This is a genomic window from Pseudomonas sp. TAA207, assembly GCF_001529285.1.
Lineage (GTDB): Bacteria > Pseudomonadota > Gammaproteobacteria > Pseudomonadales > Pseudomonadaceae > Aquipseudomonas > Aquipseudomonas weihenstephanensis.
In genome coordinates this window covers 214,393-230,349 of record NZ_LLWJ01000064.1, presented here as the reverse complement: position 1 = coordinate 230,349, position 15,957 = coordinate 214,393, and the positions used below count along the sequence as shown (strand labels likewise).

The following is a 15,957-nucleotide window of genomic DNA, read 5'->3' as shown; positions in this document are numbered from 1 at the left end:
GTGCCGGTTTCGAACTTCGGATCGGAGATCGAACGGGTGTACTTCAAGCCCCACGTGGCCTTTTTAGCGACCGACGGGATCTCGTGGTACATGTTGAAGATCTCGCCTTCATCCATGGCCAGCGATTCGATGCAGTACTGGTACGCGTGGGTGTGGATCGCCTCTTCGAAAGCCTGGCGCAGGATGTACTGGCGGCACTCGGGGTTGGTGATCAGGCGGTACACGGCCAGTACCAGGTTGTTGGCAACCAGGGAGTCGGCGGTGGAGAAGAAGCCCAGGTTGCGCATGACGATGCGGCGCTCGTCGTCGGTCAGGCCTTCGGGGTTTTTCCAGAGGGCGATGTCGGCAGTCATGTTGACTTCTTGCGGCATCCAGTGGTTTGCGCAACCGTCCAGGTACTTCTGCCACGCCCAGTCGTACTTGAACGGTACGAGCTGGTTAAGGTCGGCGCGGCAGTTGATCATCATCTTTTCGTCAACCGCGACGCGGGCGCTGGCGCCTTCGAGTTCGGCCAGGCCTTCTGCGATGTCGAGGTTGTCCAGCGCGGCCTTGGCGCGCTTGATGGCTTCGGAGTCGTTGGCCGTGACGGCACGCGCTTCCTGAGCTGCAACGCCACCGGCGGTGTCTAGCCGGTCCATGTTGGCTTCGGTTGCGTGGCCTGCGTTGGCGCCTTTGACGGCGGTTTCGCCTTCATCTTCTTTGTCGAATTCGTCCCAGCTCAGCATGACGTGTCGTCTCCTGCGTGAGGGCCAATGCCCGTGTAACAACGCTTATGGTCAGGTTGTTTCACAGCCATAGGCCGCTTGGATCTAAGGAATGTTGCTTGCAGCAGCGGTAAGCGCACGCAAAAACATGAATGTATTCGTAGGGTTGGCCCGCTGTCGCTGAGGGGATGCAGTGGTTTGTGCATCTCAACCTGGCCGAGGAGCCGGACCAGCGTGGGTTTATAGCCCAGAGAGGGGATATATCAAGCCCGTTTGACGGCCGCAGTATACGGGTTTTGTACCGGGTATTTCAGCCAGTTTTTTTTCGGACGATGCGACGAAATGCCCTAAATTTGGCCTGGACTTGCGCTGGGGTTAGGCGGGGCGCGGGTTTGTCTGCGAGGATTTATTTTGCAGCATGGCTAAGCGGTCGAGTGACCTGCGGTGCAGAAGGAGGCGGGGGGTGTCTGGGGTGGACTAAGCCCGGCCGAAACCGGGCGTTAAGTCACAGGGGGCATCAGCCCAAACGGTGGCCGTTGGTGCGGTCATAGCCGTCCTCAGCAAAAGAGGCTGAGCGAGTGTTGTCGTAGCCGTCTTCGGCAAAAGTGGCCGCGTGCGTGCGGTCGTAACCGTCGGCCGCAAAAGCTGCGCTGGCCAATACCGATAGACTAAAAGCCAATATCAGTGAGCGTTTCATTAACGTCAGTCCTGAAGGTGTTATTCGCGGGGCGTGAACAGTTCAATACACACGACTGTGCATCGAAAGTTATAAGTTCAAGTCGGGATATACACGCCATAAAAGAGGGCGCTTTAAGCATTTAACAATGGCACGTTAGCCGTTGGAGCAACCATTACCCATCACGCGGTATTCGAGGGTGTGTTGCATGCCGTGGGAGTCTTCATAAACCATTTGTGCCGGTACAACTTCGCACACGCTGGGCACTTCGCTCATGGAGATAACTTTGGCAATGTCCAGCTCGGAAGAATAAGAATAGTGTTCAACGGCCGGTGACTGGCTGGAAACAGGGGTGCTGACTTCATCCGCCATGGCGGTTAAACACACACTGCTGAGGGCCAGAACTAACAACGCTTTCATTTCAGTTTTACCTGTTTTCGGTCGAGTGGGGTCACGTAGCCCTTATGAGGCCACGTGTGAAACTTCATCAGTTAAGTGCGACTAAACTTGCCTTCGTGGGGGCTGTCACTTGCGTTAATCGCAGTGCCTTGGTTGGCGAGGTGAATTTTATGCCTGCGCCGGACGGGCATATAGGGGGACTTTTGATAAAGACTGTTGACAGATTTTGCAACAATCGTAGAAAACAAGCCGTGTCAGGTGTTTTTGAGCGTGTCGTCCTGGGTTGCCAAGCCCTGTAAGCACTGTGCTTGAGCCTTCAATACAAAAGCTGTGTTTTTTCTACGCGTTTCTTACTACCAACGTCGAATGGAAGTCGTACGGTAGCCCGGCTAAAACAGGGTCATAAAACAACAACTACAAAAATAATTGAGGTGTGAAACATGAGTGCTGCTTCCCTGTATCCCGTACGCCCCGATGTCGCAGCAACGACGCTGACAGACGAGGCGACCTACAAGGCGATGTACCAGCAATCCGTCGTCAACCCCGATGGTTTCTGGCGCGAGCAAGCTCAGCGTCTCGACTGGATCAAGCCTTTTACCACCGTCAAGCAAACCTCCTTCGACGACCACCACGTCGACATCAAATGGTTTGCCGACGGCACCCTTAACGTGTCCTACAACTGTCTGGATCGCCATCTTGCCGAGCGCGGTGACCAGGTCGCGATCATCTGGGAAGGTGACGATCCTTCTGAGCAGCGCAACATTACTTACCGCGAACTGCACGAAGAAGTGTGCAAGCTGGCCAACGCTTTGCGCGGTCAAGACGTGCACCGGGGTGACGTCGTCACCATCTATATGCCGATGGTTCCCGAGGCGGTAGTCGCCATGCTGGCGTGTACCCGCATCGGCGCGATTCACTCCGTGGTGTTCGGTGGCTTCTCGCCGGAGGCGCTGGCCGGGCGCATCATCGACTGCAAATCCAAAGTGGTGATCACGGCCGACGAAGGCGTACGTGGCGGCAAGCGCACGGCGCTCAAGGCCAATGTCGATGTCGCGCTGACCAACCCGGATACCTCAAGCGTTCAGAAAATCATCGTCTTCAAACGCACCGGAGGTGACATTGCCTGGTACAAGCACCGTGACATTTGGTACCACGACCTGATGGCGGTAGCCTCGACGCACTGCGCGCCCAAAGAAATGGGCGCCGAAGAAGCCTTGTTCATCCTTTATACCTCCGGCTCCACGGGTAAGCCCAAAGGCGTGCAGCACACCACGGGTGGCTACCTGCTCTATGCCGCGCTGACCCACGAACGTGTCTTTGATTACCGCCCCGGCGAAGTCTACTGGTGCACGGCGGACGTGGGCTGGGTCACGGGCCACACCTACATCGTTTATGGACCGCTGGCGAACGGCGCGACCACGGTGTTGTTCGAGGGCGTGCCCAATTACCCGGACATCACCCGTGTGTCGAAAATCATCGACAAGCACAAGGTCAACATCCTCTACACCGCGCCAACCGCCATTCGCGCCATGATGGCCGAGGGGCAGGCGGCGGTTAAAGATGCAGACGGTTCCAGCTTGCGCCTGTTGGGTTCGGTGGGTGAGCCGATTAACCCGGAAGCCTGGAGCTGGTACTACAAGACGGTGGGCAAGGAGCGTTGCCCGATTGTCGATACCTGGTGGCAGACCGAAACCGGTGCTTGCATGATGAGCCCGCTGCCGGGTGCTCACGCCCTCAAGCCGGGTTCGGCAGCGCGTCCATTTTTTGGTGTAGTGCCCGCGCTGGTGGATAACCTGGGCAACCTGATCGAAGGGGCCGCCGAAGGAAACCTGGTCATTCTTGATTCGTGGCCGGGTCAGGCGCGCACGTTGTATGGCGATCACGACCGCTTTGTCGATACCTACTTCAAGACCTTCCGTGGCATGTACTTCACCGGTGACGGTGCGCGCCGCGACGAAGACGGTTACTACTGGATCACCGGGCGGGTCGATGACGTGCTTAACGTTTCGGGGCACCGGATGGGCACGGCCGAGATTGAAAGCGCTATGGTCGCCCACCCTAAAGTTGCAGAAGCGGCGGTTGTAGGTGTGCCGCACGACATCAAAGGGCAGGGCATTTATGTCTACGTCACGTTGAATGGCGGCGAAGAACCGAGTGAAGCGTTGCGCCTGGAGTTGAAAAACTGGGTGCGTAAGGAAATCGGTCCCATCGCTTCGCCCGATGTCATTCAGTGGGCACCCGGCCTGCCCAAAACCCGCTCGGGTAAAATCATGCGTCGGATCTTGCGCAAGATTGCGACGGGGGAATATGACGGGCTGGGCGATATCTCGACGTTGGCAGATCCGGGTGTCGTGCAGCATTTGATTGATACCCATAAAGGCATGAAGGTCGCGTAAGGCGCCGTTTGCTTGAGCAAACCCCCGTCCGGCATTGCCTGGCGGGGGTTTTTATTGATCGGCCAAGCACAATCGTCAGGCGCTCTGTCGTGTTGTGGGGGCGCCTCATATGACTCGTCAACGGCCACCTGTTTTGCGCGCGCGCTGCCTGGCTGGCGTTTGAGGGGCGCAGGTGAGGTGTTACCGCATGTGTAACCGGGTGCGCGAAAACGGGGCCTTGCGCCACGTACAGCACTGTTTTAGAGCCTTGTTATGGGGGCTGAAAAATAAGATGAAACGCTACACTTGCCGGAATAGAAGGCTTTGCGAATAATAGGCCCGCTATTTGCAACTCATATAGGTTCTATATCAATTGCTCTTGCATTAATTTGAAGGGCTGTCAATGCCTCGGGTCGCATTTCTCAGTGCATCTGTAATTTGTTGTCGCATTGAAGAAATAACGGCGTGAAGCCTGTCGTTAGAATGCCGATCACTCGCTCGTCGTTGTTGTGCTGACCCCAGTGCAACGCCAGTAGCACGTGGCGCCGCATTCCCGGTTTAACCTCCGCATATTGGGCTTACGCTCATTCTGCATTTATTGCCCTTTACCGATGGAGTCCTAAGATGAAGAAACTCGTGCTTCTTGGCGCCCTGGCGCTGTCTGTGCTGTCCATGCAGGCTTTCGCTGATCAAAAACCTCTGAAAATTGGTATCGAAGCGGCCTACCCTCCGTTCGCCTCCAAGGCACCGGATGGCAGCATCGTTGGTTTTGACTACGACATCGGTAACGCACTGTGCGAGCAGATGCAGGTCAAGTGCACGTGGGTTGAGCAGGAATTCGATGGCCTGATCCCGGCGCTTAAAGTGCGCAAGATCGACGCCATCCTGTCCTCGATGTCCATCACTGACGACCGCAAAAAATCTGTCGATTTCACCACCCGTTATTACCTGACTCCAGCGCGTCTGGTAATGAAGGAAGGCGCCGTTGTCAGCGACAGCCTTGATGAACTCAAGGGCAAGAAAATTGGCGTGCAGCGCGGTTCGATTCACGACCGTTTTGCCAAGGAAGTGCTGGCGCCTAAAGGGGCCACCATTGTTCCTTACGGCTCGCAGAACGAAATCTACCTCGACGTAGAAGCCGGTCGCCTTGATGGCACCGTGGCGGACGCGACGCTGTTGCAAGACGGCTTCCTGAAAACCCCGGCGGGCAAGGGCTACGCGTTTGTAGGTCCGCAGTTCACTGACGCCAAATACTTTGGTGACGGCATCGGTATCGCCGTGCGTAAAGGCGACAAGGAACATCTGGATCAGATCAACGCAGCGATTGCGGCGATTCGTGCCAACGGCAAATACAAGCAAATCCAGGACAAATACTTCGACTTCGATATTTACGGCGCAGACGCCAAGTAAGTCATCGCAGCACTCTGTCCTGAATGGCGCAAGCAACAGAATTTCTGAAGTTTGCGCCATTTTTTCATTCAAATTTTGAGGACCTGAATCATGTTGAAAGGCTACGGGGCTGTCATCCTCGATGGCGCTTGGCTGACGCTTCAGCTCGCCTTGTCGTCCATGGCCCTGGCCATTGTTCTAGGTCTGATTGGTGTTTCTTTGCGCCTGTCGCCGGTGCGCTGGTTGGCCTGGCTGGGCGATTTGTACTCCACGGTCATTCGCGGAATTCCCGATCTGGTGTTGATTCTGCTGATTTTCTACGGCGGCCAGGATTTGCTGAACCGCGTCGCGCCCATGTTGGGCTACGACGATTACATTGATTTGAACCCGTTGGCGGCTGGTATCGGCACCTTGGGCTTCATCTTTGGTGCGTACCTGTCCGAGACCTTTCGGGGTGCCTTTATGGCCATTCCCAAGGGGCAGGCCGAAGCTGGCATGGCGTATGGCATGAGCAGCTTTCAGGTGTTTTTTCGGGTGTTGGTGCCGCAGATGATTCGCTTGGCGATTCCAGGCTTTACCAATAACTGGCTGGTCTTGACCAAAGCCACGGCCCTGATTTCGGTGGTCGGCCTGCAAGACATGATGTTCAAGGCCAAGCAGGCGGCAGATGCCACCCGCGAGCCTTTCACCTTCTTCCTGGCGGTGGCCGCGATGTACCTGGTGTTGACCAGTGTTTCGCTGTTGGCGTTGCGACAACTTGAGAAGCGCTACTCGGTAGGCGTAAGGGCGGCTGATCTATGATCTTCGACTACAACGTGATTTGGGACAGCATGCCGCTGTACCTCGATGGCCTGCTCGAAACCTTGAAACTGCTGGGTATTTCGCTGTTTTTCGGTCTGCTGGCAGCGGTGCCGTTGGGGCTGATGCGGGTTTCAAAATCGGCGCTGGTCAACTTCCCGGCGTGGCTGTTCACTTACGTGATCCGTGGCACGCCGATGCTGGTCCAACTGTTTTTGATCTACTACGGCCTGGCTCAATTCGAGGCGGTGCGCGAGAGCTTCCTGTGGCCGCTGCTGTCCAGTGCGACCTTCTGCGCCTGTCTGGCGTTTGCCATCAACACCAGCGCCTACACTGCCGAAATCATTGCCGGTAGCCTCAAGGCCACGCCCCATGGCGAAATTGAAGCTGCCAAAGCGATGGGCATGTCACGCGCCAAGATGTACCGCCGCATTCTGCTGCCCTCGGCCATGCGCCGTGCGCTGCCGCAGTACAGCAATGAAGTGATCATGATGTTGCAGACCACCAGTCTGGCATCCATCGTGACCCTGATCGACATCACGGGCGCAGCACGTACCGTGAACGCCCAGTATTACTTGCCGTTTGAGGCTTACATCACGGCCGGTGTTTTCTACCTGTGCCTGACCTTCATTCTGGTGCGCCTGTTTAAATTGGCTGAACGCCGCTGGCTGGGCTATATGGCCCCGCGCAAGGCATGATTGAGCGGTGTGCTCAACGACTGATCCCCTGTTTTCGTGAGAACCGACAGCATGTACAAACTTGAAGTCCAAGACCTGCATAAACGCTATGGCAGTCACGAAGTGCTCAAAGGCGTTTCTTTGGCCGCTAAAGCAGGCGACGTAATCAGCATCATCGGTTCCAGTGGCTCTGGTAAAAGTACCTTTTTGCGCTGCATCAACCTGCTTGAACAACCGCATGCAGGCAAAATCCTGCTCAATGGCGAAGAGCTGAAATTGATCGCCAACAAAGATGGCGCGCTCAAGGCCGCAGATCCCAAGCAGTTGCAGCGCATGCGTTCGCGCCTGTCGATGGTGTTCCAGCATTTCAACCTGTGGTCGCACATGACCGCGCTGGAAAACATCATGGAAGCCCCCGTGCATGTGCTGGGTATGTCCAAGGCCGATGCGCGGGAAAAAGCCGAGCATTACTTGAATCAGGTGGGTGTGTCGCACCGCAAGGATGCTTACCCGGGCCACATGTCTGGCGGCGAGCAGCAGCGTGTGGCGATTGCCCGGGCGTTGGCGATGGAGCCGGAGGTCATGCTGTTTGATGAACCTACCTCGGCCCTCGATCCTGAGCTGGTTGGCGATGTCCTTAAAGTGATGCAAGACCTGGCTCTTGAAGGTCGGACCATGGTGGTGGTGACTCACGAAATGGGCTTTGCCCGTGAAGTGTCCAACCAACTGGTGTTTTTGCATAAAGGCATCGTGGAAGAAAGCGGTGACCCGCGCGAAGTGCTGGTCAATCCGAAATGCGAGCGGTTGCAGCAATTCTTGTCAGGTAGCCTGAAGTAACTGCGATTTCAAGACTGCCGTTGTGCACCAAAATAGGTCATGCTCCGCACCCTGCGCAGCTGGCCTAGGCTGAGTATCTGGCGCAATTGGTTTCTCTCTCTCGTTTTGTTCCGGATAGCACGCTATGACCGCCCATCGAATTGGTTTCCTTATTTGGCCCAGCACCAAAGCGCTGACCCTGGCGCTGGCCGAGGAAGCGTTGCGTGTTGCTCAGCGCGTGCACCCTGAAGTCGTTTATGAGTTGGTGTTCTTGCAGGCCGAGGCGCCAGCAGAAGGCGCCTGGCAACTGCCGGGTGAGCCGTGGGCGGGCAAGCTTGAAGGCTGTAAAAAACTGTTTTTGCTGGCCGATGAGCCACCGCTGGTCGTGGCCTCTGCACTGGGCAGCGCCCTGAAGCAGGTGGTGCGAGCGGGTTGCGTGATTGGTGGTTTGTCAGCCGGGGTGTACCCGTTGGCACAATTGGGCCTGCTGGATGGTTATCGTGCAGCGGTGCATTGGCGTTGGCAGGATGATTTCGCGGAGCGTTTCCCCAAAGTCATTGCCACCAGCCATTTGTTCGATTGGGATCGTGATCGCCTCAGCGCCTGCGGCGGTTTGTCGGTGCTCGACTTATTGCTGGCAGTGCTTGCCCGGGATCATGGTGCTGAGTTGGCGGGTGCGGTCTCTGAAGAGTTGGTGGTGGAGCGCATCCGTGAAGGCGGTGAACGTCAGCGCATTCCGCTGCAAAACCGCCTGGGTTCGAGTCATCCCAAGTTGACCCAGGCTGTGTTGCTGATGGAAGCCAACATTGAAGAACCGCTGACCACCGACGAAATCGCCCAGCATGTGTGCGTGTCCCGTCGCCAGTTGGAGCGGATATTCAAGCAGTACCTCAATCGCGTACCCAGCCAGTACTACCTTGAACTACGCCTCAACAAGGCCCGGCAAATGCTGATGCAAACCAGCAAGTCGATCATTCAGATCGGCTTGTCGTGTGGTTTTTCGTCAGGGCCGCACTTCTCCAGCGCCTATCGTAATTTCTTCGGTGCCACACCTCGCGAAGACCGTAACCAGCGTCGCAGCAGCAGCCCTTTTGAATTGTCCTCGGCGCCCGCAGAGCGCGGCTGAAGCTTATTCGTCTGGTTCCGCAAGGATAACCGCAGCGATACCGTCGGCGTCTTCAAGTGCGATATTCATGTCAAATCCAGTTTGACTGAAGTATTCGCGTACACGGCTCAGGGCTGCCTGTGACAGAGGGTTGTCCTCCAGATCAAGCGCCTCGGTGATAAATGCCGCGGACTCGAAAAGCTCACTGGGCAGCTCGGTAATCAGGTTTTCGCTTAAATCGACGACCTCTAACTCTGAGAGCGCCAGGAGGGAGACGGGGAACTCGCGCAGGCCTGTGTTGCGTAAATGAAGGGTGTTCAAGTTCGGCATATTGCCGAAGTTGGGGGTTATGTTGAGCGGATTGTGGTCCAGGTCAATGTATTCCAGGTGCTCAAGTGCGGCCAGGCCCGCGGCGCTGTCTTGGGTCAGGGTGATTGCACAGTTTTCCAGGCGTAACTCTGTCAGGTTTTGCATTGAAAACACCGCGTCAGGTAAGAGGTCAAGTTCAAAGCCCCTCAGTTCCAGTGCGCGTAATCGAGGGAATTTTTGCAGAAACTCATTGATACCGGTGACAGGGCCCATGCCATTCAAAGACAGGTACGTAATGTGGCTGAAGTCCGCATTGATAGTCGGCATGTCTTCAAGAATCAACCGGGTAAATATCAGTTCGAATCCATCCCGGGCAGGGTCTGCGTAATGGTTGTCGAATGCGGTTTGCCGTTGCCAGGCCCTTCTAAGCTCTTGGCTGAATGCGCGTCTGTCCTGAACTCTGGCCACCAATGAGCTGGGGGAGAGGATGTCGCCTGTTCGTTGATTGACAGCGGGAGCGTTCAGGGTCCAGGTTTCCAGATCATCGCGCAGCGTCATGAGTTCCCTCTCCAGTTCGCCAAGCCTGGCTCTGGCCTTGCTCCCGGTGTCGGGCAGCGAGGCCATCACGCGGGCTCTTTCTCGTGCGTTCAAGGTTGGGTACAGCTCATGCACCTGCGTCTCCAGGGGTGAATGGGAGGTGTGGGGCGCATCGGCGCCCAACAACGGATAGCTGGCGCGACCATGCACCAGCGCCATCGGGGATTTGAAGTCCATGGCAATCACCGGGTGGTCGAAATGGGCGCTAACGTTCAAGCGTGGCAACAAAGGTTGGGCCCGAACGCGCTCTTTAAGGGCTGAGCCCTGGCCTGGGTGCAGGAACCCAAGGGCTTGGCGCTCATGGTCAGGTAACGCGTGGAGCAGGGCGCTGTAGAGATCGTCCGGGCCGTGCAGTTCACGGTTAAGCGCATCACGCGCGCTGTAGCGGTTTTCGGATTTGATCAAAACCTTACGAATAGCCGCGGTTTCGTCGCCGAGACTGTTGAGAAGGGGGCCGGAAAAATGGTTTTCGCGAATTTCCAGCCGCACCTCATGGGACCAGCCAGGCATGGCTTCTAGGGTTTTGAGTGTCAGCCATTCACTGTCCGGGGTGTGGATTGCGTCTAGGAACATGCCTTCGTAAGCGCGGTTGATCCGGCTTTCCATTAATTGCCAGCGGGCCTCCTCCAGAAGGCGTGGCGCAATGGTTTTTTCATTGAGCAATTGCAGTATTTCATCGCCGCTGGCATGCCAGATCAACTCTTTGGCGGCATGGTTTGGCAGGCCTGGAAGTGCTGTTTGCAACAGCGTGACCTCGGCACTGCCTCGAAGCTCAAGGGACTGGTAGCGCGAGTCAAACAGTTCGGTGCGTTTTATGCGGGCAAGGTCTGCCAGGCGCCGATAAAGCCGAGCGCTCCTTTCGTGCATCTTTGGCAGTGGGTCAGCAGAGGCTGGGCTTGTGCCAATCAGTCGCCTGGTTTCGCTGTCTTCCAGTTGCTGGAGCACGCAGGTCACTAACTCGCCGTCACGCATGTTTGATTCGGGCACGGTGATGCGTGATCCCGGGGTTGCGGCTGAGGGGTATTGGGTTAGCACCTGGCCTTGCTCGTCGACAATTGATATCACGCGGGAGGGTGGCCATAGTTCCGGCTGGGTCAGGAGTTGCAGTTGAGTTTGCGGGTCGACCAAGCGATACAGGGCGGGATCGCCGCTTTGCATTCGGACAATGGAGCGCTCGATGTCCGCATCAATTCTGAAGCGCTGTAGTGTGTCGGCCAACAGTGCGGGTGTAGGAAGCGCGTTGCTGATCACATGACGAAGCACGGCTGGATCGGTTTGGGTTATCGCAAGAATCCGCGAAGCTTCAATCTCGGAAAACTCACTGTTACGAGGGCTAAGGCGTTTGAACAGTTGCTCGTTGCTCCATTGAAGCGAGGATTCTGTTTCTGCGATCCAGGCCCCCGAGCCGTTGTGATGTAAGCGGGGTGAATAGGCTCTGTGCGGTGCAGGGTGTTTGATTCGGTAGCCGGGTGGACGTGATACCGGCTCGATCTGGTAGGTTTTGCCTTCCAGGCGCAGATGCAGGGCGCTGTCGTGCACATAGATCCCGGCCTCGTCCGGTTGTACGTGAATGGGCAGGGGGGCGGTGTGTTCATAAGGGCTCAGGTCCGGCTCCCAAAGTCGGGCTTCACCGTTCGACAGGTTCACCCGTTTCAGGCTGTCAACAAAGGGGGAGGGCTTGATGGTCAGGGCCTCGCCGATGACTTTGCCGCCAGCGGCTAAAGTAGCCGTCTGCACCACGGTTTCCAGCACGCTGAATAAATGGTCCCAGGCTTCCAGGGTTTTGCCCTGCGACCAATCCCGAATCCCCTCATAGGTGTCATCAGCGATTTGCCAGGCCATTTGCACCAGCATCAGTTCCCCCAATACAGGGATAAACGGCGCGGCCACGAACTCGATGGCGGTCAGCACAGTCTCGGCAATGGCTTTTAACCGCGCTTTGCGCTCGTGCCGGGTTTTTTGGTCTTCGGTGTCGGTGGGCACGGCAATTAAGGGGGCGTCAGCCAGTATTTTCTGACGTTTTTTTTGGTAAAGGTGTTCTGTGTAGTCTTGGGTGATTTCCAGGAGGGTAAAGGCCAGTACCGGGTGCTCGATCGGTACGATGCGAACTTCGGGCGGATAGTCTTCTGGCCGGCCCTGCGGAACGCGTGCCGGGTCACTCAGGGTGCGCCACAACGAGCGCTTGAGTGTGCTGAAAAAGAGGCCCAGTTGAGCGTGGCCAATGAACCGGCTGAAGTAGTGCTGATAGTGTTCATCGCGTAAATTTTGCGCCAGCGCTGCCAGGCACTCAGGCATCGAGGCATAGCGTTTAAGTGGGTGTTGTGGATCATCTGGCAGGTAAATGACGACTTCAGTGTTATGCGAAGGCTTTAATGCCGGGTGGGTAAACACCAGTACACCGGTTAACTCTGCCCCTAACAGTGTCAGGCTGTACATGGACAGGGCGGGAGGCAATGTGCTCGTCCACGCAGCTGCCTGACCGGGGCTGGAGAGCGATTCGAACATGCTTTGGCTTATGTCACCTCGCGCCAGTGCGTAGTGCATGGCGGCCTCGAATGCGGTTCTTTGCTGGTGCCTGACCTTGGTTTTAAGGGTGAGCTCCCGGTTTTTATTGTGGATGCCCAGTTGCTGTTCAAGATGAGTTTTGTACTGGCCGCCTAAATCCAGTTGGCGGCACAGTTCGATGAAACCCGGCACGGGCAGTTGCGCCGTGAGTGTGTCCAGGGTTTTGTAATACCCGGCGGTGGTGGGTTTGATAATAAAACCGGAATCGGCAGCGTGGGCACTGACCTCGGTTTCAAACTGTTCGAAGTTGTGCAGGGCAGCGTCAAGGATTGAGACTTTCCAGGTTTTGTAAGCCCCTGAGTCCAGGTTTAACAGCGGCAGTTTTATCGGGATGTACAGGTTGATGAACGTCTCTTTCAGGTCGAGTGCAAGGTCGACGTTGTATTGGCTGTGCAAGGCTTGTTTGAGTATCGGCTCTGCAAAGCCATAGATGTCCAGCAGCGTCTCCAGAGATTGCTCCACGTCACTGTGTGCCTTCCAGTGGGCGATGTGCGCGCGATTAAGGGCTGTTCGCTGAGGGGGCGCGATGGCATGAGTGTTTCGAGGGGCGCGCGGCATGACGTCTTTTAAAAGACGTCGCTTGTGAGCGGGTGAATGCAGCGCCCAGTCAGGCAGCAACTGTTTGATCACTTCGTAATGAAACGCAGGGGCCGTTGAGTCAACACCCGGTTCAAGGGGCGGGGTGCGTGTCAGAGGCAGAGCAGTGGGCAGGGACATGAAGGGGTCTGCATGAATGATTGTTGTTTAAGTGTATGAGGCGTTCGGGCGCCAAATAAGCTTAAAAAACAGGGGTGTTCATATATCTATGTAGTTTTATTTATTTGAAAAAATCATCCCCGGCGTGTGGTTCGTATGAGGGGGGTTAGGCGCTCGTGGTCACCGCGCTGCGCTATCGCATTGGGCATACGGGTTTGCAATCAATCGGGTAATACGCTGCCGTAAATATGACCAAGCGTTTAAACTGCGCCTTTGTGACGCAATATGTCGCATTGCCGCAAGCCTTGGAAAATCATGGTTGAGCGCTATAAGAAGTTGTCGCTTGGCGGCAAGGCTTGGCTCCCGTGTGTCCTTACAATCCCTCATCGCTTGCCAGTTTAGGCAGGCGTTCCTCTTCAGGAGACTCCGATGTCCGTTGAGCAAGCCCCGGTACAACGCGCCGATTTCGATCAGGTCATGGTTCCCAACTACGCACCTGCGGCATTCATCCCCGTGCGCGGAGCCGGTTCCCGAGTGTGGGACCAGTCGGGTCGCGAGCTGATTGATTTCGCCGGCGGCATTGCCGTCAACGTGCTGGGCCATGCACACCCGGCCTTGGTCGGTGCGTTGACTGAGCAGGCGAACAACCTCTGGCATGTGTCGAATGTGTTCACCAACGAGCCGGCGCTGCGCCTGGCTAAAAAACTGGTGGACTCGACTTTTGCCGAGCGTGTGTTTTTCTGCAACTCGGGTGCTGAAGCCAACGAGGCGGCCTTCAAGTTGGCCCGTCGTGTGGCGCATGACCGCTTCGGAGCCGAAAAGTACGAAATCATTGCCGCGCTCAACAGTTTTCACGGTCGCACCCTGTTCACGGTCAACGTTGGCGGGCAGTCGAAGTACTCCGACGGCTTCGGTCCAAAAATCACCGGTATTACCCACGTACCGTTCAACGATCTGGCCGCCCTCAAAGCGGCGATTTCGGACAAGACCTGCGCTGTTGTGCTGGAGCCGATTCAGGGCGAAGGCGGCGTGCTGCCCGCTGAGCAGGCTTACCTGCAAGGCGCTCGCGAGCTGTGTGACCAGCACAACGCGCTGTTGGTCTTTGACGAAGTGCAAACCGGTATGGGCCGCACCGGTGAGCTGTTTGCCTACATGCATTACGGCGTGACGCCTGACATCCTCACCAGTGCCAAGAGCCTGGGCGGTGGTTTCCCGATTGCCGCGATGCTCACCACCGAAGCGCTGGCCAAGCATCTGGTCGTCGGCACCCACGGCACCACCTACGGCGGCAACCCGCTGGCGTGTGCTGTCGGCAACGCGGTGATCGATGTGATCAATACGCCTGAAGTGTTGAGTGGGGTAAAAGCCAAACACGAGCTGTTCAAAACCCGTCTTGAGCACATTGGCCAGCAATATGGCCTGTTTACGCAAGTGCGTGGTTTAGGGCTTTTGCTTGGCTGCGTGTTGAGCGATGCCTGGAAGGGCAAGGCCAAGGATATTTTCAACGCCGCTGAAAAAGAAAACCTGATGATTTTGCAAGCCGGCCCCGACGTGGTGCGTTTCGCGCCAAGCCTGGTGGTCGAAGAGGCTGATATCGAAGAAGGCTTGAATCGTTTTGAGCGCGCTGTAAAAGCCCTGACACAAGCCTGAGCTTGACCCTGCATTACTCGTAGCAGTGCGCCCTCAGACACGCGTGTGTCTGAGGGCGCCGCTTGAATGCGAGCACACTCGCATCTACCGGTGATGCGCGAATTCCCCCCCTTTTATTTTTTGGATTAAGGAGTGACACCATGCTGGTGATGCGCCCTGCGCAAATGGCTGATCTGGGCGAGGTACAGCGTCTGGCTGCGGACAGCCCGATTGGTGTCACTTCATTGCCGGACGATATCGAGCGCTTGCGCGACAAGATCGCAGCCTCCGAAGCCTCGTTCGCGGCAGAAGTCAGCTTCAATGGCGAAGAAAGCTACTTCTTTGTTTTGGAAGATACGGCCACCGGCGCACTGGTGGGTTGCTCGGCGATTGTCGCGTCGGCCGGGTATTCAGAACCGTTTTACAGTTTTCGCAACGAGACCTTTGTCCACGCCTCGCGCGAGCTGAAGATTCACAACAAGATTCACGTCTTGTCGCAGTGCCATGACCTTACCGGTAACAGCCTGCTCACCAGTTTCTATGTGGTCCCGCAGTTGGTGGGCTCGGCATGGTCCGAACTCAACTCCCGTGGGCGATTGCTGTTTGTGGCCAGCCACCCGGAACGGTTTGCCGATTCGGTGGTGACTGAAATCGTCGGTTACAGCGATGAAAATGGCGACTCGCCGTTTTGGGATGCGATCGGGCGTAACTTCTTTGACCTGAACTACACCGCCGCCGAACGTCTGTGCGGGCTTAAAAGCCGTACCTTCCTCGCCGAACTGATGCCGCATTACCCGATTTATGTACCGCTGCTGCCCGATACGGCTCAAGAAGCCATGGGGCAAGTGCATCCGCGTGCGCAGATCACCTTCGACATCCTGATGCGCGAAGGCTTTGAAACCGATCATTACATCGACATTTTCGACGGCGGGCCGACCCTGCATGCGCGGGTATCGGGCATCCGCTCAATCGCTCAAAGCCGGGTAGTGCCGGTCAAAATCGGTGAGCTGAGCAAAGGCGGCGGTCGTCAGTACCTGGTCGCCAACGCCCAGCTTCAGGATTACCGGGCGGTGTTGCTAGAGCTTGATTGGGCACCGGGCAAACCGGTCACGCTGGACCTGCAAGCGGCCGAAGCACTGGGCGTGGGCGAAGGTGCCAGCGTGCGAGTGGTTGCGGTTTAACGCCTTTGAGCGAGTGTCGCGAGGTTCGTCAGCGAACCCGT

General features: G+C 56.6%; 12 protein-coding genes. 8 read left to right on the top strand and 4 right to left on the bottom strand.

Annotated elements, in window-relative coordinates:
* From AP059_RS11110 to AP059_RS11100, 3 genes are all read right to left on the bottom strand, one after another.
* A partial coding sequence (locus AP059_RS11110) for a ribonucleotide-diphosphate reductase subunit beta (protein WP_120752334.1) occupies nucleotides 1–725 on the bottom strand: 725 nt, incomplete at its 3' end.
* A gap of 496 nt (nucleotides 726–1,221) precedes the next feature.
* A complete protein-coding gene (locus AP059_RS11105) occupies nucleotides 1,222–1,401 on the bottom strand; it encodes a hypothetical protein (protein WP_059763214.1) in 180 nt (59 codons plus the stop codon).
* Nucleotides 1,402–1,536: 135 nt separating this feature from the next.
* A complete protein-coding gene (locus AP059_RS11100) occupies nucleotides 1,537–1,800 on the bottom strand; it encodes a DUF2790 domain-containing protein (protein WP_048363470.1) in 264 nt (87 codons plus the stop codon).
* Nucleotides 1,801–2,219: 419 nt separating this feature from the next.
* Here AP059_RS11100 and acs point away from each other — a divergent pair, with 419 nt between their 5' ends.
* The 6 genes from acs to argR all read left to right on the top strand — a co-directional run bounded on the left by acs (nucleotide 2,220) and on the right by argR (nucleotide 8,960).
* Nucleotides 2,220–4,175, top strand: coding sequence for an acetate--CoA ligase (acs, locus tag AP059_RS11095; RefSeq protein ID WP_048363471.1), 1,956 nt, complete (start codon nucleotides 2,220–2,222; stop codon nucleotides 4,173–4,175).
* 603 nt (nucleotides 4,176–4,778) lie between these two features.
* Nucleotides 4,779–5,564, top strand: coding sequence for an ABC transporter substrate-binding protein (locus AP059_RS11090; RefSeq protein ID WP_059763213.1), 786 nt, complete (start codon nucleotides 4,779–4,781; stop codon nucleotides 5,562–5,564).
* Between the two features lie 90 nt (nucleotides 5,565–5,654).
* Nucleotides 5,655–6,344: an ABC transporter permease gene (locus tag AP059_RS11085; protein ID WP_048363473.1), complete on the top strand. Its 690-nt coding sequence runs from the start codon at nucleotides 5,655–5,657 to the stop codon at nucleotides 6,342–6,344.
* On the top strand, nucleotides 6,341–7,039 hold the full coding sequence (locus AP059_RS11080; protein WP_048363474.1) for an ABC transporter permease: 699 nt from the start codon (nucleotides 6,341–6,343) through the stop codon (nucleotides 7,037–7,039). The genes AP059_RS11085 and AP059_RS11080 overlap by 4 nt, the downstream gene beginning before the upstream one ends.
* A 51-nt stretch (nucleotides 7,040–7,090) precedes the next feature.
* Nucleotides 7,091–7,855 carry an ABC transporter ATP-binding protein gene (locus AP059_RS11075; RefSeq protein ID WP_048363475.1) on the top strand — a complete coding sequence of 255 codons (765 nt, stop codon included), beginning with the start codon at nucleotides 7,091–7,093 and terminating at the stop codon, nucleotides 7,853–7,855.
* Between the two features lie 124 nt (nucleotides 7,856–7,979).
* Nucleotides 7,980–8,960 carry a transcriptional regulator ArgR gene (argR, locus tag AP059_RS11070; protein WP_059763212.1) on the top strand — a complete coding sequence of 327 codons (981 nt, stop codon included), beginning with the start codon at nucleotides 7,980–7,982 and terminating at the stop codon, nucleotides 8,958–8,960.
* 3 nt (nucleotides 8,961–8,963) lie between these two features.
* On the opposite strand, the gene AP059_RS11065 is transcribed toward argR, so the two are convergent.
* A complete protein-coding gene (locus AP059_RS11065) occupies nucleotides 8,964–13,127 on the bottom strand; it encodes a dermonecrotic toxin domain-containing protein (RefSeq protein ID WP_059763211.1) in 4,164 nt (1,387 codons plus the stop codon).
* A 408-nt stretch (nucleotides 13,128–13,535) separates the two neighbouring features.
* On the opposite strand from AP059_RS11065, the gene AP059_RS11060 reads away from it, so the two are divergent.
* Nucleotides 13,536–14,756, top strand: coding sequence for an aspartate aminotransferase family protein (locus tag AP059_RS11060; RefSeq protein ID WP_059763210.1), 1,221 nt, complete (start codon nucleotides 13,536–13,538; stop codon nucleotides 14,754–14,756).
* A 140-nt stretch (nucleotides 14,757–14,896) separates the two neighbouring features.
* Complete coding sequence (aruF, locus tag AP059_RS11055; RefSeq protein WP_059763209.1) at nucleotides 14,897–15,916, top strand: arginine/ornithine succinyltransferase subunit alpha; 1,020 nt, start codon at nucleotides 14,897–14,899, stop codon at nucleotides 15,914–15,916.
* Nucleotides 15,917–15,957: the final 41 nt, after the last annotated feature.